Annotated in this window: 29 protein-coding genes and 2 tRNA genes; 7 read left to right on the top strand and 24 right to left on the bottom strand. The window is 60.9% G+C overall.

Going from position 1 to position 26,140, the window contains the following annotated elements; translation table 11 throughout:
- Positions 1-89: 89 nt before the first annotated feature.
- Positions 90-2,465 (top strand): PD40 domain-containing protein, encoded by a 2,376-nt coding sequence (locus J4F42_10145; GenBank protein MCE2485859.1) that lies wholly within the window; start codon positions 90-92, stop codon positions 2,463-2,465.
- Positions 2,466-2,672: 207 nt separating this feature from the next.
- Entirely contained in the window at positions 2,673-3,839 is a 1,167-nt protein-coding gene (locus tag J4F42_10140) for a hypothetical protein (GenBank protein MCE2485858.1), read from the top strand.
- Positions 3,840-4,535: 696 nt separating this feature from the next.
- Here J4F42_10140 and J4F42_10135 read toward each other — a convergent pair.
- The 17 genes from J4F42_10135 to ispE all read right to left on the bottom strand — a co-directional run bounded on the left by J4F42_10135 (position 4,536) and on the right by ispE (position 15,032).
- Positions 4,536-4,658, bottom strand: a complete 123-nt coding sequence (locus J4F42_10135; GenBank protein MCE2485857.1) for a hypothetical protein — start codon at positions 4,656-4,658, stop codon at positions 4,536-4,538.
- Positions 4,659-4,900: 242 nt separating this feature from the next.
- Positions 4,901-6,535, bottom strand: coding sequence for a chaperonin GroEL (gene groL, locus J4F42_10130; protein ID MCE2485856.1), 1,635 nt, complete (start codon positions 6,533-6,535; stop codon positions 4,901-4,903).
- A gap of 151 nt (positions 6,536-6,686) precedes the next feature.
- Positions 6,687-7,670, bottom strand: a complete 984-nt coding sequence (locus J4F42_10125; GenBank protein ID MCE2485855.1) for a D-alanyl-D-alanine carboxypeptidase — start codon at positions 7,668-7,670, stop codon at positions 6,687-6,689.
- Positions 7,671-8,032: 362 nt separating this feature from the next.
- Complete coding sequence (locus tag J4F42_10120) at positions 8,033-8,461, bottom strand: MerR family transcriptional regulator (protein ID MCE2485854.1); 429 nt, start codon at positions 8,459-8,461, stop codon at positions 8,033-8,035.
- Between the two features lie 12 nt (positions 8,462-8,473).
- Positions 8,474-8,752: an integration host factor subunit alpha gene (locus tag J4F42_10115; GenBank protein MCE2485853.1), complete on the bottom strand. Its 279-nt coding sequence runs from the start codon at positions 8,750-8,752 to the stop codon at positions 8,474-8,476.
- Positions 8,753-8,803: 51 nt separating this feature from the next.
- On the bottom strand, positions 8,804-9,163 hold the full coding sequence (gene rplT, locus J4F42_10110; GenBank protein MCE2485852.1) for a 50S ribosomal protein L20: 360 nt from the start codon (positions 9,161-9,163) through the stop codon (positions 8,804-8,806).
- Positions 9,164-9,177: 14 nt separating this feature from the next.
- A complete protein-coding gene (gene rpmI / locus J4F42_10105) occupies positions 9,178-9,375 on the bottom strand; it encodes a 50S ribosomal protein L35 (protein MCE2485851.1) in 198 nt (65 codons plus the stop codon).
- A gap of 3 nt (positions 9,376-9,378) precedes the next feature.
- The gene (infC, locus tag J4F42_10100; protein MCE2485850.1) at positions 9,379-9,891 is read right to left on the bottom strand and encodes a translation initiation factor IF-3; all 513 of its coding nucleotides are present in this window, start codon (positions 9,889-9,891) and stop codon (positions 9,379-9,381) included.
- 126 nt (positions 9,892-10,017) lie between these two features.
- Positions 10,018-10,089 (bottom strand) — tRNA-Val (locus J4F42_10095).
- Positions 10,090-10,147: 58 nt separating this feature from the next.
- Entirely contained in the window at positions 10,148-10,594 is a 447-nt protein-coding gene (gene rplI / locus J4F42_10090) for a 50S ribosomal protein L9 (GenBank protein ID MCE2485849.1), read from the bottom strand.
- Between the two features lie 58 nt (positions 10,595-10,652).
- Complete coding sequence (rpsR, locus tag J4F42_10085) at positions 10,653-10,949, bottom strand: 30S ribosomal protein S18 (protein ID MCE2485848.1); 297 nt, start codon at positions 10,947-10,949, stop codon at positions 10,653-10,655.
- Between the two features lie 17 nt (positions 10,950-10,966).
- A complete protein-coding gene (gene rpsF, locus J4F42_10080; protein ID MCE2485847.1) occupies positions 10,967-11,449 on the bottom strand; it encodes a 30S ribosomal protein S6 in 483 nt (160 codons plus the stop codon).
- Between the two features lie 69 nt (positions 11,450-11,518).
- Positions 11,519-12,208, bottom strand: coding sequence for an aminoacyl-tRNA hydrolase (pth, locus tag J4F42_10075; GenBank protein ID MCE2485846.1), 690 nt, complete (start codon positions 12,206-12,208; stop codon positions 11,519-11,521).
- A 17-nt stretch (positions 12,209-12,225) separates the two neighbouring features.
- Positions 12,226-12,873, bottom strand: coding sequence for a 50S ribosomal protein L25 (locus J4F42_10070; GenBank protein MCE2485845.1), 648 nt, complete (start codon positions 12,871-12,873; stop codon positions 12,226-12,228).
- A gap of 37 nt (positions 12,874-12,910) precedes the next feature.
- Positions 12,911-13,882: a ribose-phosphate pyrophosphokinase gene (locus tag J4F42_10065; GenBank protein ID MCE2485844.1), complete on the bottom strand. Its 972-nt coding sequence runs from the start codon at positions 13,880-13,882 to the stop codon at positions 12,911-12,913.
- A 70-nt stretch (positions 13,883-13,952) separates the two neighbouring features.
- A tRNA-Gln gene (locus tag J4F42_10060) sits at positions 13,953-14,026 on the bottom strand.
- 94 nt (positions 14,027-14,120) lie between these two features.
- A complete protein-coding gene (ispE, locus tag J4F42_10055; protein MCE2485843.1) occupies positions 14,121-15,032 on the bottom strand; it encodes a 4-(cytidine 5'-diphospho)-2-C-methyl-D-erythritol kinase in 912 nt (303 codons plus the stop codon).
- Between the two features lie 30 nt (positions 15,033-15,062).
- Between ispE and J4F42_10050 the strand changes: the two genes are divergently transcribed.
- The gene (locus tag J4F42_10050) at positions 15,063-15,914 is read left to right on the top strand and encodes an inositol monophosphatase (protein ID MCE2485842.1); all 852 of its coding nucleotides are present in this window, start codon (positions 15,063-15,065) and stop codon (positions 15,912-15,914) included.
- A gap of 165 nt (positions 15,915-16,079) precedes the next feature.
- On the top strand, positions 16,080-16,556 hold the full coding sequence (locus J4F42_10045; protein MCE2485841.1) for a hypothetical protein: 477 nt from the start codon (positions 16,080-16,082) through the stop codon (positions 16,554-16,556).
- A 3-nt stretch (positions 16,557-16,559) separates the two neighbouring features.
- Here J4F42_10045 and J4F42_10040 read toward each other — a convergent pair whose 3' ends face one another.
- The 5 genes from J4F42_10040 to J4F42_10020 all read right to left on the bottom strand — a co-directional run bounded on the left by J4F42_10040 (position 16,560) and on the right by J4F42_10020 (position 21,307).
- Positions 16,560-17,678, bottom strand: coding sequence for an amidohydrolase (locus tag J4F42_10040; GenBank protein ID MCE2485840.1), 1,119 nt, complete (start codon positions 17,676-17,678; stop codon positions 16,560-16,562).
- An 18-nt stretch (positions 17,679-17,696) separates the two neighbouring features.
- Positions 17,697-18,983 (bottom strand): MFS transporter, encoded by a 1,287-nt coding sequence (locus J4F42_10035; protein MCE2485839.1) that lies wholly within the window; start codon positions 18,981-18,983, stop codon positions 17,697-17,699.
- A 48-nt stretch (positions 18,984-19,031) separates the two neighbouring features.
- Entirely contained in the window at positions 19,032-19,427 is a 396-nt protein-coding gene (locus J4F42_10030) for a RidA family protein (GenBank protein ID MCE2485838.1), read from the bottom strand.
- A gap of 94 nt (positions 19,428-19,521) precedes the next feature.
- Positions 19,522-19,950 (bottom strand): hypothetical protein, encoded by a 429-nt coding sequence (locus tag J4F42_10025; protein ID MCE2485837.1) that lies wholly within the window; start codon positions 19,948-19,950, stop codon positions 19,522-19,524.
- Between the two features lie 46 nt (positions 19,951-19,996).
- Positions 19,997-21,307, bottom strand: a complete 1,311-nt coding sequence (locus tag J4F42_10020) for an MFS transporter (protein ID MCE2485836.1) — start codon at positions 21,305-21,307, stop codon at positions 19,997-19,999.
- A gap of 111 nt (positions 21,308-21,418) precedes the next feature.
- On the opposite strand from J4F42_10020, the gene J4F42_10015 reads away from it, so the two are divergent.
- Both J4F42_10015 and J4F42_10010 read left to right on the top strand, forming a co-directional pair.
- On the top strand, positions 21,419-22,360 hold the full coding sequence (locus J4F42_10015) for an SMP-30/gluconolactonase/LRE family protein (GenBank protein ID MCE2485835.1): 942 nt from the start codon (positions 21,419-21,421) through the stop codon (positions 22,358-22,360).
- A gap of 139 nt (positions 22,361-22,499) precedes the next feature.
- Positions 22,500-23,723, top strand: coding sequence for a hypothetical protein (locus J4F42_10010; protein MCE2485834.1), 1,224 nt, complete (start codon positions 22,500-22,502; stop codon positions 23,721-23,723).
- A 63-nt stretch (positions 23,724-23,786) separates the two neighbouring features.
- Here J4F42_10010 and J4F42_10005 read toward each other — a convergent pair whose 3' ends face one another.
- Complete coding sequence (locus J4F42_10005; protein MCE2485833.1) at positions 23,787-24,269, bottom strand: hypothetical protein; 483 nt, start codon at positions 24,267-24,269, stop codon at positions 23,787-23,789.
- On the bottom strand, positions 24,179-25,156 hold the full coding sequence (locus J4F42_10000) for a DUF5598 domain-containing protein (protein MCE2485832.1): 978 nt from the start codon (positions 25,154-25,156) through the stop codon (positions 24,179-24,181). Before J4F42_10000 ends, J4F42_10005 begins: the two co-directional genes overlap by 91 nt.
- A 302-nt stretch (positions 25,157-25,458) precedes the next feature.
- On the opposite strand from J4F42_10000, the gene J4F42_09995 reads away from it, so the two are divergent.
- Positions 25,459-25,995 carry a hypothetical protein gene (locus J4F42_09995; protein ID MCE2485831.1) on the top strand — a complete coding sequence of 179 codons (537 nt, stop codon included), beginning with the start codon at positions 25,459-25,461 and terminating at the stop codon, positions 25,993-25,995.
- Positions 25,996-26,140: the final 145 nt, after the last annotated feature.

The raw sequence follows: 26,140 nt of genomic DNA, 5'->3' as shown, positions 1-26,140 counted from the left end.
CAAACGCGCGGTCAGCTTTCTGGGAGCTATCTATCTGGCCGCCTCGGTGATCCTCCTTAACTGATGACACTCCCTAGGAGAAGAGAGCTATGCCAAACCACAGCACGCCGGAGAAACCAAACCTTCGCAACCGGAAGACACAATCGGACAAACGCTGGCTCTGCCTGGCCGTCCTGGCCCTCGGCTGGGCCACGCCGGCCCTGGCGCAGCCGACCTGTACCATTACCGAACTTATGCTCCCCCGGCCTACTGGAAGACTCTCTAACGTGGTGTATGACGTGAGCGCGGATGGTAGGCGTATGCTCTTTAAGTCCAATATCAATCTGACCGGGCAGAACGCCGATGAGGGGCTTGAGTTTTTTCTGTATGACGTGCCGACGGGGACTATCACCCAGGTTACCGACACCTTTGGCTCAGGACTCATGAATGGTGCCATGAGTGCCGACGGGAGCCGCATTGTCTTTAGTGCCCGGCTCAATCTGACCGGGCAGAACGCCGATGGCTCGACTGAGATTTTTCTGTATGACGTGCCGACGGGGACCCTCACTCAGGTCACTGACCAGTTAGGGAATAGCAGCTATTTTTCCGATTCCAGTCAGGCTCGCAGGACCATAAGCGCCGACGGCAGCCGCCTCGCCTTTAGCTCCTGGAGCAATCTGACCGGGCAGAACGCCGATGGCTCGACTGAGATTTTTCTGTATGACGTGCCAACGGACACCCTCACCCAGATCACTAATGGTAGCCATATCAACACCGACTTCAATTATCCACAAATCAGCGCGGATGGTACGCGTCTGGCCTTTAGTGTCGGAAACACTCATTTCGAGGATGAAGGCTTCTGGTCGTCGGGGACGATCCTTGTGTATGACGTGCCAACGGGCGCCTTTATCGAGGCCTTCGGCGACGTCTCTGCTCGCAACGACGTCGACTTCCGGGTCTTCAGCGCGGATGGCACCCGTGTAGCCTTTACGTCAGGAGGTAATGGTAATGTTCCGCGGAACAATGATCCTTGGGAGCTTTTTGTGTATGACGTGCCGACGCGCGCCCTCACCCAGGTCACCAAAGACAGCATCTTCGCTCCCCCCATCAAGATTATCCGCCCGGTTGGCACACGGCTCACCAACGTCCCGCGGCGGGACTCTCCCCGCCTCCCCATCGCCTTCTTGTCCTTCAGCGCGGATGGCAACCGTATGGCCTTTGCGGCTAATGGCCCCGGTGCAGCTGGAGCAGAGGAGATCTTTCTGTTCGACCTGCAGACGAGCACGCTCACCCAGATCACCAACACCCAGACCGGGGGAGGGACTATCCTGGAGGGGCACTACTTCTCTCACGGAATTGACTTTTCCGCGGATGGGACCCGAATTGCCTTTGAGAGTAGAAACGGCTCTACCAAGCTTTTTCTGTATGACGTGCCGACGGACACCCTCCTCCATGTCACTGGCTCCCCACCCGTTGACGACAAGGCTGTCCTCCTCGATCAATTCAGCGCGAATGGCACCCATCTGTTCTTCCACGCCGGTCAGTTCCGGTCGTACTTTGATCCATATCTCGCCACTTGCCCGAAGGCGTCGTCCGGCGTTCTGGCGGATGCTGTTCTGGAAAACCCTCAGCCCGATTCCTTTCAAAGTGGCCTCGGGATCATATCCGGCTGGGCGTGCGACGCGACGAAGATTGAGATAGCGTTTGACGGCGGGCCGCCCATTGAGGCCGCCTACGGCACCGACCGGGGGGATACCCAAAGCGCGTGTGGCGATACGGATAATGGCTTTGGCCTGCTGGTCAACTGGAATCTCCTGGGCGACGGGTCCCACACCGTGCGGGCTTTGGCCGACGGGAGCGAGTTTGCCAACGTGACCGTGAGGGTGACGACGTTCGGGGAGAATTTTTTACAGGACGCCAGCGGGGAGTATACCGTGTCGGATTTCCCCCAAGTCGGGCAAGACGTGGTGGTGCGCTGGCAGGAATCGCAGCAGAACTTTGTCATCACCGACGGCAGCGCAGGCCCGAGTGGCGGTACGTCCGGGCGCTCGCCCCGGGTCTTAGAGAATCCCGCGCCCGGCTCCTTCCAAAGCGGCATCGGGATCATCTCTGGTTGGGTGTGTGAGGCGGACAGAATTGAGGTCCAGTTTAACAGTCTACCGCCCGTGGAGGCGGCCTACGGCACCGACCGGGGCGATACCCAGGGTGCGTGTGGCGATAGGGATAATGGCTTTGGGCTGCTCTTCAACTGGAATCTCTTAGGCGACGGCACCCACACCGTGCGAGCTTTGGCCGACGGGACCGAGTTTGCCAGTGTGACCGTAACAGTAAGGACTTTTGGGGAGCCGTTTTTACAGGGAGCCAGCAGAGAGTTTACCCTGGCCGATTTCCCCGAAGTCGGGACCGATGTGGTGCTGCGCTGGCAAGAGGCGCAGCAAAATTTTGTTATCACCCAAGTCTCCGGTTCTGGTGCCCTGGTTCGGTAGGGAGAAGGTATGTTGGCCGCCGGAAACCTCCATGATGCAAATGAGCACTTCCGTCAAGCTGTAGAATTGGACCCAAGCAATCCACAAGCTCATCTCTACTCAGCCATTACTCGTATTGTCACTCCCATTCTTGCGCATCCTTAGTTGATGTCGCTGGCCAATCGTAGTGGAGTCGCCGTTACTGGGGGTAGCAGCGATGTTTGCGCCATGCGTGTCACCCTGCCGGAGCAAGTGCCGCCGGGCGCGCCTCGAACGGGAGCGATCATCCAGACATTCAGAGAGGTGCTTCTCTCAGAGATTGCCGCAGCAGTAGAAAGTCTGAACCGCATTATGAGTACAGCCGAGAGCCGTTTTGACCTGATGCATTTACCCGACTGCCTGCGTTCCAGGGTGGAAGATGTCGGTATAGAACAGGCCGAAGTTGAGATAGACAGAAGCGATATCCAGGCGCTGACCGCAACTTTGCAGTTCGCCCAGGCGGCATTCGAGATCGCAGCAGCGTATGATCTCGACGCGGATTTGCAACTGGTGACAACACAGCCGTCCCGAGCCATTCTGGACGCTGAGCCTCGCTTGCTGAATTTACGCTCGAGTGCTCCGCTCACAACAGCGCGGAACCTAGTTGAGCGAGCGCTGATGAAAGCGGACGTGGCCATCGAATCCGTACTGGCAGAGACGGATGACCAGTCTGATGATGTCATTGAAGTGCTTCCAGAAGACGTCTCGGATGCGCGGCTGGTACAGGATACGCTGGAGTCAGTCCGCCAGTCTTTGCGGGGAAGAGTCACCTTACCCACGGATCTCGGCTTCGACGATCCAGAGCGGCTCGATCTCAGCTTGCTGTTCTCCGGGAGGTTTAGGACACTCCGGTCGTTTATCCCTGTCTTCGACGGTGGGTGCAGGACAATCAGCATTCCCACAACAGTGAGAGGCCGCCTCACCGCTGCTGATGCCGCCTCCCTTTTCCCGGGCCGCGCTGGACTTGGTGGAACGTTCTTTCCGCTGGGAAGATTTCCGGATCCCACTTTTGGCGGGACCACTCCAGATCTCACCCAGCGAGATATCAATAATCAGTTTCTCAAAAGGGAGCTCTATTATGCGGATTGTTATCCCCTCTCCGGTACGGTGGGACAGTCAGCCTCCTTACGGGTCCAAAGTTCGGCGTTCGATACTGTCCTGGTTCTGATCGGTCCTGATGGTCGTGTTGTAGACAACAACGACGACTGTTTTGGAGATAGCCCCAATTCTTGTCTGCCTTACGATACGTTGGAGGGAGGGAGGCTTACTCTCCTAGATTCAGGCTCTTACACGGTCGAAGTCAGCTCCTATTTTGCAGAGAAAGGCGGGGACTACACCTTGACCATTGGAAGATAATGAAGCCGATGCGGACAGATACAATGCGGTAGCGTCTTTCCTTGAAGACAAGTGTACGCGGGCTTGCTTTGATTGGCATCCTCGTAGGATGCATCGGCTTGATAGCAGCCCTTGTGAACAACAAACAAGAAGCAATGACTTCTACTCCTGACTCTGGAATGAGTCTCCGAGGCTTTCAAACCGTTTCTCACAACGAGGGGCGCTTACACATGCGGGTTTCTGGCGACTCGCTGGTCCTCTCCAAAGCACGTCTGTGGGGACCCTTTCGCTTAGGATTTGCCCATGCCTTGGTTGTTCGGAATCTCAAAGTGGAGCTTTTTCCCGATTCTTCCGTCGTTCTTGACACTCGCTCGCTGCCGCTCTCGATCAAGCAAACCTGGACCACCCTCACTCCCACCCTCACTCGACTTCTGCAATCCGTCTCCCTCCGAAACGGTGGAGTGATCATGTCGGCTCGACTGACTCCTGTTCAGGTTGTCGAGCACAGAACGGGCCGAACAACGGTACTGCTCACAGCCGCTTCGTGCAAAACAACGCGAGCTTTGAGGGGGTTGGTCTGTACGGATGGCTGGGTTCGGGTGGGTGGGCGAGACCGACCGTTCCGCAAGTGGCGGTCAGGTCTTTTCTGAAAGGAACAGTAGTAGAACGGATAGGCAGAGCGGCAACAGGGCAGCGCGAGGCTGCCCTGCTCGGTGTTTACTTCTGCATCAGCTTCTCAAACATCGCTTCCACGCGAGCGGCAGAATCTTCCGCCCGCTGGGCGGCCGCTTCGGCCTGGCCTGCTGCGGATTCACTCCGGCCAGTGGCGGCTTCTGCCACGCCCTCAACTGCCTGGACTATCTCGGGGTGTTGATGTGCTTGGGGCGGATGGGCTTGGTGTGCGTGTGTGTGCGTCTGTGGTTCATGTGATGGGTGTAGCGCTGAGCAGCCTGAGTTGACCGTTACGAGCAGGGCGAGAACAGAAAGCCCAAGCAGAAGCCGTCTCGTCGTTTGCATGATTTCCCCTTCCTTCTCCAAAGTCAGACAGTGCATTATGCCATACGGGCGCGGGTGTTTTCAAATCAGTAGTCGTCGTCCAAGTCTCCGTGATCGTGGTCGTGCTCACCGGCCGGCTCGGGTTTTTCGGGCAGATCGGCGATTGAAGCCTCAGTCGTAATCATCAGGCCGGCTACACTGGCCGCGTTCTGTAAGGCGACCCGAACGACCTTGGCTGAATCGATGACACCCGCTCTATACAAATTCTCGTACTGTTCATTGGCGGCGTTAAAGCCCGTATCACCCTTTTTGTCACGGACCTTGTTGACCACCACGGCCGCATCCACCCCGGCATTCGCCGCAATCTGGCGCAGCGGCTCTTCAATCGCCCGGCGGACAATGTCCACGCCCTGCGCCTGATCGTCGCTGAAGCTCAACTCGGCCAACTTATTCTGGGCTCGCAGCAGGGCGACCCCACCACCCGCAACGATGCCCTCTTCAGAGGCTGCCCGGGTGGCGTGCATGGCGTCGTCGACCCGCGCCTTGCGTTCTTTCATCTCGATCTCGGTGGCCGCGCCGACCTTGATGACGGCCACCCCACCGGACAGTTTTGCCAGGCGTTCCTGAAGCTTTTCCCGATCATAGTCGGAGGTGGTGTCGTCGACTTGGGCTCGAATCTGGTCCATGCGGGCGTTGATGGCGGCTTTTTTGCCCGCGCCATCAACTATCGTCGAATTATCCTTGTCCATGAGAAAACGCTGGCAGCGTCCCAAATCCGACAGATCGACCGTCTCCAGGTTCATGCCGAGTTCTTCGGCAACAACCTTCCCACCCGTCAGAATGGCCATGTCTTCGAGCATGGCTTTGCGGCGGTCGCCAAAGCCCGGCGCTTTGACTGCCGCGCAGTTCAGGGTGCCGCGCAAACGGTTGACCACCAGGGTACTCAGCGCTTCGCCGTCAACATCCTCGGCCACAATCACCAGCGGGCGACCACTCTGAGCGGTCTTTTCGAGCAACGGCACCAGCTCGCGCATGTTGGAGATCTTCTTTTCGTGGAACAGGATATACGGATCCTCAAGCTCGACCGTCATCCGTTCGGTATCGGTTACGAAGTAAGGCGAGAGAAAACCCCGATCAAACTGCATGCCCTCCACCACATCCAGGACCGTCTCCAGACCCTTGCCCTCTTCGACGGTGATGACCCCTTCTCGGCCGACCCGGTCCATGGCTTCGGCCAGGATACGACCAACCTCGGCCTCCCCGTTGGCGGCGATCGTTCCGACTTGGGCGACCTGTTCCTGGCCCCTGACCGAACGGCTCTGCTCCTTGACGCCTTCGACGACTTTTGCCACCGCCGCATCAATCCCGCGTTTCAGCCCCATGGGGTCAAAGCCCGCCGCTTGAAGCCGCAGCCCTTCACGCAGGATAGCCCGGGATAACACCGTTGCGGTGGTCGTTCCGTCACCGGCCAAGTCCGAGGTTTTCTGGGCAACCTCGCGCAGCATTCTGGCTCCCATATTCTCGAACTTATCCTCAAGTTCGATCTCCCGCACAACCGTCACACCGTCCTTGGTGACGACCGGGGCGCCAAAGCTCTTCTCGAGCAGGACGTTGCGCCCTTTTGGGCCAAGGGTGACCTGAGCCGCATCGGCGATCAAATTGACGCCTGCTAAGATCCCGGTCCGAGCTTGGTGGTGCAAATTCACCTGTTTTTTCGCCATTGCTCACTCTCTCCTTATCGGATCTCCCATGCACACGGGGAGCCAGTTAAGATAAACACTCTTCACCAGATTGCAAGAGCCCATCCTGACGAACGAGCCGTGCCTGAACGTCCGGGGGCATCATTGGTCTGAGCCTCACTCAGCGTTGGACTCACCTCCAGCGTGTTTCGGGAACGTGCCCAGGACTGAGAGCAGGGATTACGGCAAACACCTGGTCGGTATTTCGCACGACGGCATGACCCAGGACTTGACGGTCGGCGACCGGCGCTTTTACGACCGCCGGCAGTTCGAGCGCGATGTGGAGATCTTTGATGTCCCGCTTGCGGACAAGAAACGTCGAGTCCGCCCCGGCAACCGGCTGAAGACTGGAAACGCTGCCGTCTTCGACCTGTACCTCTGCCCACAAGGGCTGTCCTGCTCGGATCAAACGCAGCCGGGCAAAATGGGTAAAGCCCCACTCTAAGAGGCTGGCCGCCGTCCGAAATCGAGTTCGACTGCTGCGCCCACCCAGCACCACGGCGATGAGCCGTAAGCCATTCCGCTTGGCCGTGGTGACGAGGTTAAAACGCGCCTTTGCGGTATAGCCGGTTTTGAGTCCGTCCACACCATCGAGGCGCCCGACTAAGAAATTGGTGTTCCGGAAGTGTTGTTTGCCGGCTCGGAAGGGAATGCGTCGGCGAGAGGTCCATTCTAAGAGTTGGGGATAGGCCAGCAGGGCCCGCGCCAGGATCGTCATATCCGAGGCTGAGGCTCGATCAGGAGCACGCCGTTTGGACGGCGGTAAACCGTTGACCGTCTGGAAACGTGTCTGGTGCATACCCAAGGCTGCGGCCCGCGCATTCATCGCTCGGATATGCGCCTCGACCGAGCCGCTCAGTTGCTCGGCTACCGCGATGGCGGCTCCGTTGGCCGAGGTCACCAGCATGGCTTGCAGCAGTTCGCCGAAGAGCAGGCGCTCTCCCGCTCGGAGGTTCACGCTACGTCCTCCGGCTCGGCTGGCCCGCCGGCTGATGGGAACGGGTGTGTGGAGTGACACCCGTCCGTCGCGTAGGGCTTCCAAAGCGGTCAGACCAACCATCATCTTGGTCAGTGATGCGAGCGGCCAGATCCGTTTCTCGTGCCGAGCGAATAACACCTGACCACTGTCGGCGTCTTGAAGCAAGACAGCCGCAAAGTCACGTGACGGCGGTAAAGTCGGTGCAGCAATCGGCTGCGATGAAGCTGCAGGCAGGAGGTCAGCCCGCACCGGAGGGAGGCTCCACAGCCACAGGCCGCCGATCAGTCCCCACACCAGGGTCTTAACCGAAATCCTGGATACGCATGCGGTCCACATCCTCCCCATCCCTTCCACGGCTTTTTTCAGCGGCCTACTCCACCAACCACGGCGGTCAGAACACGGGCTCATGCCTGATCCATAGGGGGAAACGATACCACACGGGGAAAAAGGATCAAGACAGAAACGGGTCAGCACACCGACACCACACAGCCCGACGGGCTTTAGCCCGCCTTGCGTTCAAGAGTGGTGTACAAGTCCTGAAGCTCCTGACGGATGGTCCGTAAGAGGCGGCGCTGTTCAAACGATGGCGCGCTGCTCGGTTCGACCGTTTGGGCTGCTTGGTCATCCGGTTCAGCAGTCTGGGAAGGGCTTGTATCAGCGGCCTGAGGAGCGGAGTCTTCAATGTCGTCTTTCAGCCGCTTTTTGGCCCCGGCAATCGTAAACCGTTCTTCGTACAGGAGGTTTTTGATTTCGAGCAGGCGCTCGACATCACGAAGGCGGTACAGACGGTGCCGAGACGGAGATTTCCCGGGTTTGATACTCGGAAACTCCGTCTCCCAGTAGCGCAGGACGTAGGGTTTGACCCCCACAATCTTGGCGACTTCCCCAATCCGGAAATATAGCTTGTTGGGAAGCTCGGGCTGATCCACAACACACCTGAATTAGGATGGATTGAGCGCTTTTTTCAGCACTGGGCTCGACTTGAACGAGAGGACCCGACGTCCCGAGATCACAATCGTTTCTCCGGTCTGGGGGTTACGCCCTTTGCGGGGCCGTTTCTCATTGATGGCAAAATTCCCGAAGCCCGAGATTTTGACTTTCTCACCTTCCTCAAGATGGATCTTCATAATCTCGAAAATCGACTCAACAACCTCGGTGGCCTCTTTTTTCGAAAAGCCGACTTTCTCGTAGATCCGTTCGACGATATCTGCTTTTGTCATGCCAGCCTCCCACTCGGGCTCAGCAAGGTCAGCGGTGCCGCGAGGCACGTCCTAGGCGGCCAGACGTTCTTTGGCGACCTCGACGACGGCCGCGAAGGCGTCTGGGTCGTGGACCGCCAGCGCGGCAAGAATCTTTCTATCCAGGGCAACCTCGGCTCGCGTCAAGCCGTGAATCAGGCGGCTGTAGGACAAGCCGTTCAGGCGGGCAGCGGCGTTGATACGGACGTTCCATAAACGTCGAAAGGTGCGCTTTTTCACCCGGCGATCACGGTAGGCGTAGACCAAGCCGCGCTCGAGCGTCTCGCGTGCCTGACGGTAGAGACGGCGACGGCCCCCCACAAAGCCTTTGGCCAGCTTGAGAATCTTCTTTCGACGGCGGCGCGCCTTAAAACCGCGCTTGACTCGAGGCATGTCTTCTCCTTCGTCTACAGAAACGGAATCAGATAGGTGATAGCGCGTTCATCGGCCGCCGAGACGAGGCCGGACTGCCTCAGGTGTCGTTTCTGTTTTGTCGTCTTGGTGGAAAGAATGTGACGCCGATAGGCACGATAGCGGCGCACTTTTCCAGAACCTGTGACCTTAAAACGTTTGGCCGCCCCACGGCGAGTTTTCAGTTTTGGCATGGCTTACCTCGGAACAATGAGCATGGACATGTTGCGGCCCTCCAAACGGGCCTGGTTTTCGAGCGCCCCAATATCCTCGATTTTTTGAAACACCTTATCCAGCAGCTCTTTGCCAATCTCGGGATGCGTAATCTCCCGACCGCGGAAAAAGACCGACACCTTGACCCGCTGCTTCTTCTCCAGGAAACGCCGGATATTATTGACCTTGAAATCAATATCGTGCTCGTTGGTTCGCGACCCCAGTTTCACCTCTTTGACCAGCACCTGGATTTGATGTTTCCGGGACTCCTGGGTCTTCTTTTTCTGCAGGTAGCGGTACTTGCCATAGTCCATGATCCGACAGACCGGGGGCGAGGCGGTCGGAGATATCTCGACGAGGTCGAGTTCTCGCTCCTCGGTCAGACGGAGGGCTTCGGCCAAGTGAAGGATGCCGACCTGGGTTCCGCCTTCATCAATGACGCGAACTTCGCGTGCACGGATCTGTTGATTGATCCGAACCCCTGCTTCTCGAGCTATGGCCCACCTCCCGGCACATGGGCAGCGGCGACGTGCTCAAGGCAGGCAGCAACAGAGCCGACGGGGAAGCTCTTCTCCGTGCGTCCTCTGGAAACCGCTGTCACAGTGCTCACGTGTTTATCACCATAGGCGCGGGCGGTATCGAACCGCCGACCTCTTCCGCGTCAAGGAAGCGCTCTCCCACTGAGCTACGCGCCTGCAAAATCGTCTCTTTCGCTGTCCTTGGCTTGCGCGAGCCGACCAGAGGAGAGCTGGCTTACGACTCGGCAGTGACCTCAAGCTTGATATTTGCCCGCAGTGCACCGCCCAGATTGACCGGTACCTCATATGATCCCAGTTGCTTGATCGGCTCGTCAAGAAGAATTTTTCGCCGGTCGAGGGTCAGCCCTTTCTCTTTGAGGGCCGTCTCAAGGTCGATATTTGTGACCGACCCGAACAAGCGGCCTTCTTCCCCGGCTTTGGCCGGGATAGTTAGGCTCAGGGCGGACAACTGGTCGAGCAGCGTCTGGGCCTGGCGCTGGACGCGTTCTTTTTTGACTGCCACCAGACGTTTGTGGTGCTCAAGGACGCGCACGTTGCGTCGATTTGCCTGAATCGCGAGTCCCCGGGGCAGCAAGTAGTTGCGCGCGTAGCCGTCTCGGACTTTCACAACATCACCGATCTGTCCCAGATCGGCGACCTCTTCCTGTAGAATAATCTCCATGGCCATTCTTGTTTACGGCAGTGTGGACCAAAATACAAGGCGTCCCGTCGCCCGAGACTTACACCTGGGTTCTCACATACGGTAGCAGGGCAATCGCCCGTGCCCGCTTGACTGCTGTTGTCAGCTTGCGCTGACACCAGGCACACGTTCCGGTGATGCGACGAGGAATAATCTTGCCCCGCTCGGTGACAAAGTCCTCAAGGATGCGTGTTTCCTTATAGTCGATCGACAGGCTTTTATCGGCACAGAACCGACACACTTTTCGTCGCAAGCGACGCCGCGCCGGGAATTTATCGTCCCCACGCTGGCCGCGTCGATATCTCCCTCCGCCTCCTCTTGCTGGTGCTCGTGCCATGCGCTGTTCTCCTCTTGTCAGTGTGTGGCAGGCGAGGCTGACTCGTCAGGCTCAGTATCGGCCGCCGGAGCCGCAGCTTCCTGTTCGGGCGCCTGCTGTGGAGCGGGCGGAGTCGGCTCGGCAGCAGACTCCGCCGGAGCTTCGGGTGGTGTCTCAGCAGGGCTCTCGGTCACCGCTTCTGAGTGAGGCTGAACGCTCGGACGCTTTTCCGAAGGAGCTTTGCGCACGATTGACAGAAACCGGAGCACCTCCTCGCTCAGCCGGAAGTTGCGTTCCAGCTCTTGGAGCGCCGCCGGTGTGGCCTCGTATTCGAGGCGGACGTAATACCCTCTGCGTTGTTTCTGGATGCGATAGGCCAAGTCCCGCATGCCCCACTCTTCAACCTGGAGCACCTTTCCCTGGCCGTTCTCGACGAGCTGCTGCATCCAGGTCAGGACTTCCTTCACCCGAGCTTCGGCCAAGTCGGGATGCAGGATGGTGAGTGTTTCATAAATCGGCATGCGCTCCTCCGGTCCAGACAGTGAGTGTTGTGCATAGCATAGGGCAAAAGCGGCGACAATAGAGCGGACTCACCCCCCACAGCCAATCCGGTTAAAGCCGTCCATTGCCCACTCCAGCCCCCGCGTGCATACCGCCTCAACCGCGTCTGCGGCGTGGCGAGCGGCACAGAGCATAGACGCTCCCTCTTGCGGAGTAAAGCGGCGCAACACAAATTCTGTCACTGACGTGGTGTCCTGTGGTCGTCCAATACCGATCTTGACCCGGGGGAAATCTGGACTGCCAAGTCCGTCAATGATCGAAGCCACTCCCCGGTTGCCGCCAGCTCCGCCCCCACCCCGCTTCACGCGGATCCGGCCCGCAGGCAGAGCGAGGTCGTCGTGCACGACGAGAAAATCGGCAGCAGACAGGCCATACCAGTGCCGAATCCGGCCCGCAGCCTCCCCACTGTTATTCATGAAGGTCTGGGGCTGGACCAGCAGGACGGTTTGGTCACAAGGAGAAACGTGATGTCCTTCAAGGGGAAACGTGATGTCCTTCAGAGTCCATCGGTTCTCACGTTTCCCCTTGTCAGAGTCTCCATCGGTTCTCACGTTTCCCCTTGCATGGCGGCTCCCCTGGCCGAGCCGAGACAGTAAAGGGCTGGCAACGAGCGGAATGCGCCACCGCTCGGCCAGGATGTCGATCACCCAGAAGCCCAGGTTGTGGCGGGTGTTGTGGTAGGTCGGGCCTGGATTCCCCAAACCGATCAGCACACGCACGATGTCCCTCTGGATGGCTATTCGCTGGCTTCGGCCGACGCGTCGGCGGCGGGCGTCTCTTCGGTGGCTTCCTCTTCAGCGGCTTCCTCTGTGACCTCCTCCGCCTCACGGCGGGCTTGGACGGCGACCAGAATCGTCTGTGGATCGACCAGGACGCCGAGCTGTTCGGGCAGATTCAGGTCCGCAATCCGAACCACATCACTGATGTCGAGTTCGGTCACATCAACCTCAACCGCAGGGGGCAGGTCGCGGGGTAAACATTCAACAGCAATGTCACGGACCATGGTCTGGAGCGTCCCGCCCGCGGTAACGCCTTTGGCTCTGCCAACGATGTGGACGGGGACGGAGGTTTGGAGCGGTTTGCTCTCATCGACTTCAAAGAAGTCGGCATGCAGAAACGCGCTGGTCACCGGGTGACGCTGCACCTCTTTGAGCAATACGAGCTTGTCGTTCAGTTCAGGTACCGAGGAGGCCAGTTTGAGCAGGGGTGCCCCCTGGATCTTCAGCAGCTGGAGCCGAAACTCCTTAGCATCGACGCTGAGCGAGGTCGCCGCTCTGCCGGCGCCATAAAAGACGGCCGGCACTTTTCCCGCCCGTCGCATCTGGGCGGCGCGCTCTTTTCCTGTGGTCTGACGCGTTTCAACCCGCAACTGTACGTTTTCCATTGTGTCCTCTTTTCTTCGCCGGTCTCGCCTCTTCCGCTCAAAACAGAGAGCTGATCGATTCCTCATTGTGGATGCGTCGAATGGCCTCACCCATCAGCGGAGCGATGGACAGGACGCGAATTTTGTCCACACCGTGGGCCTCGGGGCGAAGCGGAATCGAGTTGGTGACCACCAGTTCCTCCAGAGCGGACTGCTCTATGCGTTTGATCGCCGGACCGGACAGCACGGCATGCGTACAGCAGCCATAGACCGCCTGCGCCCCGGCCTCGCACAGCGCGGAAGCCGCAGTGGTGAGCGTCCCGGCGGTATCCACCATGTCATCGACCAAGACGGCAACCCGCCCAGCCACGTCGCCGATGATGTGCATCTCGGCCACATCACGGTTGGCGTTGGCCGACAGGCCGTCTCCAGCTTCCTGACCACGGCGCTTGTCAATGATCGCCAGGGAAGCCCCGAGGCGCTTGGCGAATGCCCGAGCGCGCTCCACCCCACCCGCATCGGGAGAGACCACACAGATCTGCTCGCGCCCGACCCGAGAGGTCAGGTAGGGCACAAGCACGGGCGCCGAAAACAGGTTATCGACCGGGATATTGAAGAAGCCCTGGATCTGCCCGGCGTGCAGTTCGGCCGTCAGCACCCGGGAGGCGCCGGCGGTGGTGAGCAGATCGGCCACCAGTTTGGCGCTGATCGGTACGCGGGGAGCGACCTTCCGATCCTGGCGGGCGTAGCCGTAGTAGGGAATCACGGCGGTGATCCGATTTGCCGAGGCACGCTTGAATGCGTCGAGCATCAAGAGCAACTCCATCAGGTGATCGTTGACCGGGGTGCACAGGGATTGTACCACGAACACATCGCCACCCCGCACATTCTCGGTAATTTCAACCGAGCTTTCGCCGTCGCTGAAGGTCCGGATATCAGCCGCCCCCAAACGCTCCGGCAGGCTGGCGCAGATTTCCTCCGCCAACGGCCGATTCGATCTTCCGGCGAAGATCTTTAGTACATCCCTCATCGGATACCCCCCGTGAGAAAAGCCGTGCCGAAAAACGACCCCATCAGGAAGAGAACAGCGTGCACCCGCACTGGGGAGGCAGGATTCGAACCTGCGAATACCGGGGCCAAAACCCGGTGCCTTGCCTGGCTTGGCTACTCCCCACCAGAATGCCCGCGCACTCTCATTCTGAGCCGTCCAGCTAAAGGCCAGACAGGCAAAAAGTCAAGAGGGGAAGGTCGGCCTCTCCCCTCCGGGCTCAAACCGAGCGGACCTCCGGTGGGTTGGAGCACGGCGCTTCAGCCAGGGATTCGACCACGAACACCCGGCTGTGTTGGGCCACGGTCTGGCGTATGCCGTCGGCCGCCCGCTGGGCAGCCTCCTTGCGGCCGAACAGCCCGAAGACGGCCGACCCGCTCCCGGACATCAAGGCGACCTCGGCCTGAGCGCTCAAGAGCATATTTTTCAGTTGCTGGAGAAGAGGATGGGCGGGCAGGACGGCCCGCTCAAGATCGTTGAGACAGGCCGCCGGAGGCGGCCAGCCATCGGCAGGGACGGTGATCGTCGGAGACGGTGCAGTCATCCCGACCAGCTGGTCAAATCGCCGGTAGGCCCACGGTGTCGAGACGCCAAAGCTTGGAACCACCAGGACCAGCCAGCGCCTCCCGACCAGCCCGGCCGGGCGCAATTCCTCGCCAATCCCCGTCGCCCGAGCCGGCCGACACGGAATAAAGAACGGCACATCGGCGCCTAGACGCAGCCCCAGCTCGCACAGACGGGGTTCGCCCCAGCCGAGCTTCAACAGGCTGTTGAGCCCCTTTAAGACCGCCGCCGCATCACTGCTTCCGCCGCCCAGACCGGCACCAGCCGGAATACGTTTGACCAGACGGAGCGAAACCCGGGCGGCCAGGCCGGCTTCCCGACACACCAGCGAGGCCGCACGGGAGGCCAGATTGGTCTCATCACTCGGAATGCGGGAGTCATCACAGCTCAGGCGAATCTGGGCAGACGACGCGGGCCGCTCGGCTGAGACCGCACCGTCCAGCCGGATCCGAATCTCGTCGCACAGGCTGACCGGCAGCATGAGGGAATCGAGCAGATGATAGCCGTCTTCCCGGCGGCCGAGGATACGCAAGAACAGGTTGACTTTGGCTGGAGCGAACACACGCATGAGCCCCGTTGTTGCAGGCTCCGCCCGCGTATGCAACAACGGGATGGTATGCAGATTGCCCCCTGGCACAACGATCTCGACCATTATCTCGACATTGCCCAAGACCTCGCGCAGCAGGCCGGCGCCCTGATCAAAGACCAGTGGCTCACGACCAAGACGGTCGAGATCAAAACGGACATAGTTGACCTCGTCACCAATGTTGACAAAGCGGCCGATACGCTGATTACTGAGGCCCTCCACACCCGTCTTCCAGACCACCAGGTTCTGGCCGAAGAATCGGCCCTGTCAGGTCCCGACAGTCCGTACCGGTGGTATATCGACCCGCTGGATGGCACCACAAACTTTGCCCATACTTTTCCACACTTTGCCGTGTCGGTGGGTCTGACCTATGAGTCCCAACCCATCGTCGGGGTCGTCTATGACCCGATTCGGAACGAACTCTTCTGCGCCCGGCGGGGCAGAGGGGCGAGCCTCAACGGCAGCCCCATACAGGTCTCCTCCACCCCCTCCCTCGACCGCAGCATGCTGCTGACCGGCTTCCCGTATGACCGGCGTCAGCGCAGCCACTTCTATCTCAGCTTCTATCAGGCCTTTATGCTGCGGACCCAGGGCATACGACGCAGCGGCTCGGCCGCTCTTGACCTGTGCTATACGGCCTGCGGTCGCGCCGACGGCTTTTGGGAGTGGCGTTTATACCCCTGGGACAGTGCGGCCGGCGCCCTGATCGTGGAAGAAGCCGGCGGGCGGATGAGCGACTTCGGCGGCCAGACCTTCGATCTGACCGGAGACCAACTCCTGGCGTCCAACGGAAAAATTCATCAGGCTCTCATCGAGGTTCTCCAGCACGTCCTGTCCACCTCGTCCGAGCGATCTGGGGCCTAGCGGCCTGGAATTGCCTTCACCGCCCATCTGGGTTATTCCCCTCGTATGCGTCTGAGTCGGACACCCGACTGGCAGCCAGCCATCATAGCTGAATGCGGCCTGCTCCTGTGCTTCAGCCTAGTCCTGGTCCTCCTGCCGTACCGCAGTTCTGCCCAAGAGCTGTACGTGAGCGACTACCGTGAGGTTCCAGTTTGGCTGAGCCCCAGCCCCGATTCAGAGGTGTTTGCCACGCTCAAGACCGGCGACGCTGTGCAACGCGTCCACCGGGAAGGCGAGTATTATCTGGCCGTGCTTCCCAACGGCCGCCGCGGCTATGTGCTGCACAGCGATGTCACCCAAGACGCCCCGGCCGCGGTGCGCCTTCAGCAGCTGGAGGCCGAGGTCGAACAGCAGGGTGAGGAAATCGCCCGGCTACGCCAGAAGAACGACGAGTTGACCACCGCCACCAAGACCCGGGCGGATCGGGAAGCCCTGCTCAAGACCGAGTTGGAACAGCTGAAGTCCGAATACAGCCAAACCGAACACCAGCGCAACCTGTCCTGGTTCCTGGCTGGCGCCGGCGTCCTGCTGACCGGCTGGCTGATCGGCTGGCGCTTCAAACTGCGGGACGGAAGGCGGGGTCAGGGGCTGCGGTTCTCCTGATCTCTACAGCCCCAGAAACTGCCGGGCGTTGTGGCCCAGAATCTTGTCAACCGTCGCCGCCGGCAGGGGCGAGAGCAGCTCGCGGGCCTTGTCTATCGGCCGGGTAAATCCTTCGGCATGGGGATAGTCCGAGCCCACAAAGAAGCGGCTATCACCCGCAAAACGGACTATCAGCGGAAACATCTTTTCTTCCGGATCACCGTTGATCCAGATATTGCGGGCGAAATATTCGCTGGCCGGACGCTTCATCTGGGACGTGTGGCCCATGTACGTGAAGCGATAGTTGAGCCGCTCCAGCCATTCGCCGACCCAGCCCACCATGGCCTCGATGGTTGCCACCCGCAGCCTCGGAAACCGCTCCAGCACCCCGTCATAGACCATCGTCGTCAGCGCCATGCGCGGGTCCTGAATGACGTTCATGGTCACAAACATGAAGCCGGGGTCCTGGCCCTGATACCACTCGCTACCGGTATAGTGCGGGTGACCGACCAGATGAATGCCGACGCTCAGGTCCAGGTCCTGGACCGCCGCCCAGATGGGGTCGAAGTCCGGATGACCAAAACTGCGCCCGCCGACCGGCGCGGCTGCCACAAAGATCGTCCGACACCCCAGCTTGGCCACCCGTTCCAGTTCCGTCACGGCCAGCTGAGGATCCCGCAAAGAAATATGAGCAGCCGGAAACAGGCGGTCTTTGTGCCCAGCACACAACTCGAAGGCCCAGGTGTTGTAGGCCCGACACAGGGCATCGGCCAGAGCCGGGTCCTCAACCCCGCCCTCCCACAACAGGCCGAGGGTGGGATACAGCACCTGGCAGTCAATACCTTCAGCATCCAGAAACCGGACCCGGGCGCCCATATCCTGCCACTGATCGCTGGTCACCAGATACCGGTCAAAGGTGTTGAGATCCCGGCCGGCTTCCTTTTGACCATAGCCGACGACTGCGGCCAGCAGCGTCTCAACGTCCACCAACTGCAGGGGCCGGCCATCGGTCAGGATACGCAACCGGCCGGTCCCGGCGTCTTGCTCAATCCGCATTTCACGACCACGGAAGGCTGGGTCAATATACGTCTCGAACAGGTCCAAAGGCTCGACGAAATGGCTGTCACCGTCAATGACCGGCATGGCTCACCTCCTCGTTTGCTAGCTGGTCTGCAGGGCCAGCTCGGGGGCCACGGCTGGCGCTTCGCGTTTGGGCGAGGGCAGGGTCAGGGCCAGAAGCGCGGCAAGCACGCCGGTCGTCGTACTGGTCAGGAACGGTGCCGCGTAACTGCCGAACGAGGTGTGCATCATCCCGCCCATGAGGCCCCCCGAGCCCATGCCAATCGAGGCGACCATGAAAAAGACGCCCAGGATTGTGCCGATCGAGCGAAGGCCAAAGTACTCGCGAAACAGCATCGCATAGACCGGCATTGGCCCGCCGTAGCCCAGGCCGAACAGCACCGCCCAGGTATAAAACGTCGGCGCGGTCTGGGCCTCAATGAACAGCGGAATCATGATCGCCTGGAGACCGAGAAAGCCGGCCATCGCCCACTTGGCACCGACCCGGTCGGCCAGCAAACCGTTGGCAATCTTGCCGACCATGCCGAAGATGGCCATGGTCGCCACGATCCGCGCGGCCACCGAGGCGTCCAGCCCGGTATCCGTCATATGGCTCACGCCGTGCAGCAGAATGCACGAGTGACACACACAGCAGCCGATGACCATGAAGTTCAGCGTCCAAAAGGCGCGCGTGCGCATCGCCTCGCCCAGGCTCAGGCCCGGCAGCCGGGCCGGGGCAGACGACGCCCGTCGCCCTTGGTCCGGCTGGCCCGGCTCGGGCTCCTGACGGGCCCGATAGTCCCGCATGAGCAGGGCCAGCGGAATGACGAGCAGAGAGATCAGACCCAACCCGACATAGGCGCCCCGCCAGCCATAGGTACTCAGCAGGACAACCGACAGCGGGGCAAAGACCGCCGAGCCCACGTTCTGGGACTGGGCAACCGCCAGGGCCAGACCCTGATTGCGCACAAACCATTTGGTGACCAGCGCGGTGAGCGGCACGCCGGCGGCCGAGCGACCGGCCGCGATGAGCACGCCAAAAAAGAAGTACAGCTGCCACAGGGACTCGACCTGACTCATCAGGAAGGTGCCGATGACAAAGATCAGCCCGCCGCCAATCATCACCCAGCGCGATCCAAAGCGGTCACTCAGCACGCCGCACAGCAGGCCCGACACGCCAAAGCTCAGCCAGTTGACCATCGAGGCCATCGAGACCGTACCCCGGTCCCACTCAAACTCGGCGACAATCGGCTTGAACATGACGCCGAAGGCTTCAATGACCCCGTACATGATCAGGCTCAACACCAAGCCGGCAAAAACAATCACCCAGCCGTAGAAAAATCCTCCCGTTTTGCGTGCCGTCTGCTCCAGCGCCGCGGTCTGTTCCATCCCTCCCCCTGTAACGATGCTACGGGCTGACACGCGAGACGTGCCTGCCTATTCAAGACACGCCGTGCATTTGATCTCGACCAGCAGCCCGGGCATGGCCAAGGCCGGGGTGGTAATCGCAGTCCAGGTCGGCAGTCTATCGGGATTGCGAAAATACCGATTCTTCACCTCAATAAAGAGCGGCAGATCGCGCATATCGGTGTGGTAGGTGACCATTTCCACCACCTGATCAAAGTCGGCGCCGGCTGCGGTCAGGACTTTTTTGACATTGTCAAAAGCCTGGGCAAACTGCGCTTCTCTGTCCTCAACCACCTGGAGTTCGGTATCCCGACCAACCTGCCCGGCGATGTACAGCATCTGGCCGACCTTGACCCCCGGAGAATAGCCAAAGCGCTGGCGGATGTTCTGCATATCGGCCGGAGTGATGTCTTGACGTATCGACATGGCGAGGCTCCTCATGGTTCGGCGAGCTGTTCGTCTCCCCGCATAGCAGCTGGGTAGGCGGAAAGATAGAGGACGCGCCGGACCGCGTCGGCACTCAGGCGTCTGCGGTCACCGTCCGAGCGACCCGCGACAGGGGATGGCCTTTGGCGTCAATCTGAAGGGCGTTGAACCAGCCGAAGGGCGTACGGATGGTCGTCAGACCGGCCCGGCTCAGAGCCTCCTGTGTCCGGCTCAGAATATCAATGGCCGACTGTGGAGCGGCCAGTTCGGCAAACAGATGGGCAAAGGGGTGAAGGACGACGGTCGTCGCTTTCAGCTGGGCGGCCAGCTTGACGAGTTCGGTGCTGGCCCGCTCGGCCACCAACTGTGGGTTGCGTTCATCCCCGCGTTCAACGCTGGCCAGCACCAGCAGAGCGTCGTCAACCCGGGTGACGGGGTCGTCGTAGGCTTCGTAGACCTTTGAGCGTCCCTTGGTCGTGATCGTGCAGCAGAAGCTGTTGACGTGCAGGCTCAGAAAGCGCATGGGTCGATTGTGGGCAAAAACAGACCAGAAATCCAGCCACTCCCGTTTATGAGCCAGGCTCCAACTCGGGCTTCCTGGCCAGCAGAAAACATACCCCACCCAGCAAGCTACAGCCCGCTAAACTCAGAAACGCCAGCTCATAGCTGCCCTGGGTATCGCGGATCCAGCCGGCAAACGGCGCGGCCACCAGCATCAGAATATTCATCGGCACGGTGGACAGGCCCAGGATTTTTCCAAATGCGGCTTGGCCAAAGTACTCGCCGCGGATCGCTATGGTCAGCGGGTTGCGGCCCCCAAATCCCAGGCCGAACAAGCAGGCGAACAACACCAGCAGCGGCAGCGTGGTGGCATAGGTGAGCACCAGCACCCCGGCCGCCTGCACGGTAGAAAAAATACACAGCGCAATCCGCTTGGGAATCCGGTCGCCGACGTAGCCGCCCACAATCTGGGCCACCATGGCAACGGCGGTGTAGACGGCCATGACCCAGGCTGCGGTCGGCACATCAAAACCCGCATCAACGATCAGCAGCCCCAGATGAGTCATGATGGCAATAATCACCATGGAGGTAAAACCATGGCCAAAAGCGATAAACCAAAAGGCCGAGGTCCGCACGGCCTGGGCAGCAGTATGGTCGGTCTGGCCGGTCGCGGGCTGAGGCGACGGCTTTCCCGCCTCGGGCGTTGCCGGGTGCGGCTGCGTCAGCGACGGCGGCTCGCCGTCCGGCAGCAGCCCGTACTCCTGGGGGCGGTCACGAATCAATCGGGACAGCGGAAGGGCCAGGACGAGGGTGAACAGGCCGAGCACCAGGGCGGTGGTCCGCCAGCCCAGCTGGGGATCGTCCGGGTCGATCGCCCAGGCAATGATAGGCACCAGGATCAGGGCGCCCAGCCGGCTGACCACATTCGCCCAGCCCACCGCAGTCGCCCGTTGGCGCGCAAACCAGTGGTTCAACATCGTCATCAGCGGCAGCCAGCCGCCAAACCCCTGGCCCACGGCCATGACCACGTAGGACAGGTAGAACATCCACAGATGCTGGACCTGGCTGAACAGCAGAAAGCCGCCGGACAGGATCAGCAGCCCAATCAGAATCATCCGCCGCGTGCCGAGGCGGTCGGCCAGATACCCCTCCAGCGGCCCCATCAACCCGCCCTCAATCCGGGTAAAGGTCAGCGCCAGGCCGAGCTGGGTGCGCGTCCAGCCGAACTCGCGCTCCAGGGCTACCGCCCACACGCCCATGGCGTGAAACAGCGGCACATTGGCCAGCAGCATGATGAAACCGCTCAGACCGACCAGCCACCAGCCGTAGAAAATACCCTCGGTGCGTTTGCCGAGAAAAGACACGCCAGAACTCAACATGGGTGATGCATCCGCAGCGGCCAAGCCTAGCCTATGCCAGCCGGAGACAATAGGGGGAGAGGCTGACGTGAAGCCCGACGGTATGGTACAAGAAGCCAAGGAGGACACAGTATGGCAGACGTTCGAGAAATTACCTCAGGCTTACAATTCCCCGAAGGCCCGATCGCCATGGACGACGGCAGCGTGATCGTGGTTGAGATCAAACGCGCCACCCTCACCCGGGTCCGACCCGACGGCAGCCAGGAAATCGTGGCCGAAACCGGCGGCGGGCCGAACGGCGCGGCGGTCGGGCCGGACGGCGCCATCTATGTGTGCAACAACGGCGGCTTTGACTGGATTGAGGTGAACGGCCTGACCGTTCCGCACGGCATTCCCGCCGACTACAACGGCGGCTGCATTCAGCGGGTTGATATCAACACCGGCAAGGTCGAGGTCTTATACACCGAGTGCGACGGCTACAAGCTCAAAGGCCCGAATGACATCGTGTTCGACGCCAGCGGCGGGTTCTGGTTCACCGACTTCGGCAAGGTCAGAGACCACGACCGCGACCGGGGCGGCGTGTATTACGCCAAACCCGACGGCTCAATGATCACCGAGGTCGCCCAGCCGGTTGACGGGCCGAACGGCATCGGCTTGGCCCCCGGTGACAAGAAAGTGTATATCGCCCAGACGTTTGAGAGCCGGGTGTGGCAGTGGGATATCACCGCGCCGGGCGAAGTCGTACGCACCCAGGGCGCGGGCGGCCCGATTCTGGACGGTCCGGGCGGCGCCACCCTGCTCAACAACCTGCCGGGCTATCAGCTGCTCGACTCCCTGGCCGTTGACAGCGCCGGCTACGTATGTGTCGCCACCCTGATGGGCGGGGCCGGCATTTCCGCCTTTGCGCCGGACGGCTCGGGCGTCGATCATGTGCCGCTGTCCGACCCGTTCACGACCAATGTGTGCTTTGGCGGACCTGATCTCACAACCGCGTATGCCACGCTGTCGGGTACCGGTAAGCTGGTGGCCTTTGACTGGCCGCGGCCCGGCCTGAAGCTGAACTTCACCGCTTAGACCACGCGCCCGCGCCGGGGACGGTTCCCTACCGTCCCCGGGAATTTTCGCCGCACCTCCCGCCTCCCGTCTCGGCGGCTCCAGACCCTTGCCGCTCGCCGGGCGCGGCGCTATCATGCCTCAGCCTCGGGAGGGACCGGTGGATTACACAGACACATCTGCCCGCTTGCAGCACCTGCGCGAGTTCGAGCCGCGGCTGAACCGCCCGGTCATGATGAAGGTGCAGGAATTTCAGCGCAACAATCGGCTCAAACACGTGATCTTCTCGGCCCAGTTCGACCGCGAGCTGCTGGACCGCCTGACCGGTCTGGCGACCATGATCCGGCAGCTGGCGCGCAACCGGCGCGGCAGCCGGCTGCTGCGGGAGACCCTGTGTGACAAGTCGGCCATGCTGCACTTCACCCAAGCCTCGACCCGGACCTTTCTGTCCTTTGTCAGAGCCTGTCAGCACCTGGGCATGGACTACGCCGAGATCCGTAACCCGGCCGTGTCTTCGGCCTATAAGGGCGAAGCCGATCTCGACTCGATCATGATGTTCAGCACCTATTTCGATACCGTCATCCTGCGCGACAATATGCCCAAGCTGGCCGAGTGTTTTGCCTACAAGATGAACGACATGGACAAGCCGGTGCCGATTGTGAACGGCGGCTCCGGCGCGGACGAGCATCCGACCCAGGCCCTGCTCGACTACTATACGATCCAGGAGGTGTTCAAATTCAGGGACCGGGAGGGCGACCCCGAAGGTGATGACCGCAACCTCGGCCGACGGCTGTCCGATCTCCGCACCCGCTGGCCAAACCTGCGGGCCGGCCTGGACGGCAAAACCTATCTGTTCTGTGGGGACGTGGGCCGCAGCCGGACCATTCGCTCGCTGGCCGAGTTGCTCGCCCAGCACGAAGACGTGACCATGTACTTCGTCGGGCCCGAACACCCCCGGCTGAGCGTTACCGCCGACCTGCAGTCCGATCTGGTCGAGGCGGGGGTCACCGTGCACGAGCGGCCAGCCCTGGCCGACTGTATCGAACAGGCCGACCTGGTCTATATGACCCGGGTCCAGCACGAGCACGACGACGAAGAGGTGGCCGCGTTTCTGAGCCAACTCGACCGCCAGCGCTTCATCCTCGACCGCCGGCAGCTCCGCAAGATGCGCGAGTATGCGGCGATTCTGCACCCCTTCCCCCGCAACGACGAGATCTCGCCGGATGTGGACAGCGACCCCCGGGCCATGTATTTCGCCCAGGCCGAAAACGGTATGTGGGTCAGGGCGGCGCTGATCGCCCATCTGCTCGACGCCGAATCGGAGATCATGCTCCGCCACCAGGATTTCTTCAAAAAAGAACGCCGCTCGTGGAACGAGCAGTAGGGCCGCCGTCCCAAAGAGGAAACCTACCCTCCGACACATGAACTGGTGGCACGTTTCCTCTTTCTATCCCAGCGCGGCCCGCGCCCGGACCTGCTCCAGGGTCCAGGGGTGCAGCAGCTGGCCATCCCGAAAGACCGGGACCAGCACGTCGCTCGCCCCCGGCGTCCCCTGGGCGACGGTCACATAGCCCTGGTCTTCATCGCCCTCCACCAGCATCAGCCGCCCCCGCTTACTGTCCTTCATGGGATCTGTGGCCGGCCGTTTATACACCCCGCGCGCCTCGTCGCCCACCACGCCGTAGGCGCACTTGAGGGCGAAATTCTGGGTATCCCGATTACAGTCCTGGAGCAGCCCGCCGCCCGACCCGAAGGTGACGCAATCGAGCGACCAGCCGCGCTCCAGAACAGCATCGACGATGCCGGCCAGGGTCTGGCGCTTGATGCCGTCGCCCTGGATCAGCCGGACGGTGTCGGGCAACACCCGGTAGCCCTTGGGGTTGACGGAAAAGCCGAACCGCTCGCCCAGCACGTCCAGACAGTCCGGCACGACCACCTCGGGCGGGCCGGAATCGGGCCGGGCCGCACCCGCTCTTTGAGCCGTTCCCCCCATAACTCCCGACACGCCCGATACACATCCCACGAGTCCGACACGACCGATACCAGACCGGCCGGATACTGCTCGAGGATATGGGCGAACGCATCTCCCTCGGCGTCTTCGCCCCAGACCGTGATTGTCGAGTGTTCGGCTGCGGGGATACTCACCCCCGGCATCTCGGCCGCGTAGGAGTCAATCAGCAGCTCGCAGGCTGCCAGGGTATCCGTGCCCTGAAAATTCACCAGATGGGCTGCCCCGCCGAGGGCTGCGGACTCGGGCGAGGTCGAACCCCGAAAGCCAAAGTCGTGCAGCTTGAAGGCCAGCACCTCGTCGCTCGGCGTTCCCGAGCGCTCCAGGCCGGCCCGGATGATCTTTTTCATCTCGCGCGAGATCGTCCCCACCGTGCACGGGTACCACAGCTCAACCAGCACAGTCTCCAGATGATTGACCAGCCAGGCACAGCGCGGACAGGTGTTTTCAATCGTCAGCAAAACGTTACCCTCGGGCACCACCAAGCCTTCGGGCACAGCCCGGATCTCGACCGGCAAGGTCCCGCCATGCTGACTGAGGACGTGCTCCCAGCCCTCCCGGTTGAACACCTCGGGCGTACCGAAGTGGGCGGCCACAAACCGGGCCGCCCGCTCGATCTTTTCCGCCGACACCACCGCGCCGGCAAAATACTTCATCAGAAAGTATTGCAGGCCAAAAAACATCACCTCGCCATACTCGCCCCCCCGCCGGGCCTCCAAATAGGAATAAATCGTCCGCGTTCCGGGCGGATACATCTTCCAGTGGGTTTCTTTGTACGAATCGGTCAGCAGGATGATGTTGTCCAGCATCGCCGCGCCTCCTTCACTGCCCCTAGTCTAGAAGTCCAGACGGCCAAGTCAAACATTGACAAAATGTCCCGGAACAACTCTTGTGCAGAAGACAGTGTGATGCATATTCTCAGGAACCTACGCTCGCCTGCCGGGCGCTGACTGTCGGACCGGGAAGAACCCACCCCCCTGCTGCGCAGGACCCCTCCGAGGAGGGGATAGGGGCGGCTCCCCTCCTCGGAGGGGTGGCCGAAGGCCGGGGTGGGTACCTTCTCGGCCGGTGGATAACGCAATATGCATCACACGTACAAGAGGAGAGAAGTATGAAGACCATCATCGGATGTGCTGGCGTTCTCTTGGTCTGGCTGGTGTCGGAAACAAGCCTGGCCCAAACCCTGGAGCAGCAGCGCGAAACGCTCCGGGGGCTGGCCGGCGTGGCGGTGGTGGTCGAACCCCTCAACGCCGCTGCCGAGCAGGACGGCCTCACCCAAGGCCGGCTGCAAACCAGGGTCGAAACACAGCTCCGCGCCGCAGGCATCCCGGTGCTCAGCAAAGAAACATGGTCGCTCACGCCCGGCGGCCCGTATCTGTACGTGAATGTCGCCGCACTCAAGAAACACTACGAGTTGTACGCCTATTCCATTGAGGTGTGTCTCAACCAGCTGGTCACCCTGGCCCGAGACCGGAACATTCAGCAGTTTGCCGAAACCTGGGAAACCCGCGAGGTCGGTACGGTTGGCAGCGACAAACTGCCGACCGTGCAGCACAGTATCGCCCGCCATGTCGAGACCTTCATTGCCGCCTACCGCACAGTCAACCCGCTGAGTGCGGAACAGCTGACGCTGCGGCTGAGGCCCTAGTCGGCGGTCGTGTTTTTGGTTCTTCCCCAAAATCTGCCCGCCATATTTCACTCACACGGCCCGACCTCCGGCCCGGCGTACCGGTCGCGCCTCATCAAACCCGCCTATGCTTCCTCCTGCCGGCTTGCTATGCTGCCGGGCATTT

Source organism: Desulfurellaceae bacterium (assembly GCA_021296095.1).
Lineage (GTDB): Bacteria > Desulfobacterota > Binatia > Bin18 > Bin18 > JAAXHF01.
Note: the sequence above shows the minus strand (reverse complement) of the source record. Positions and strands in the feature narration are given on the sequence as shown.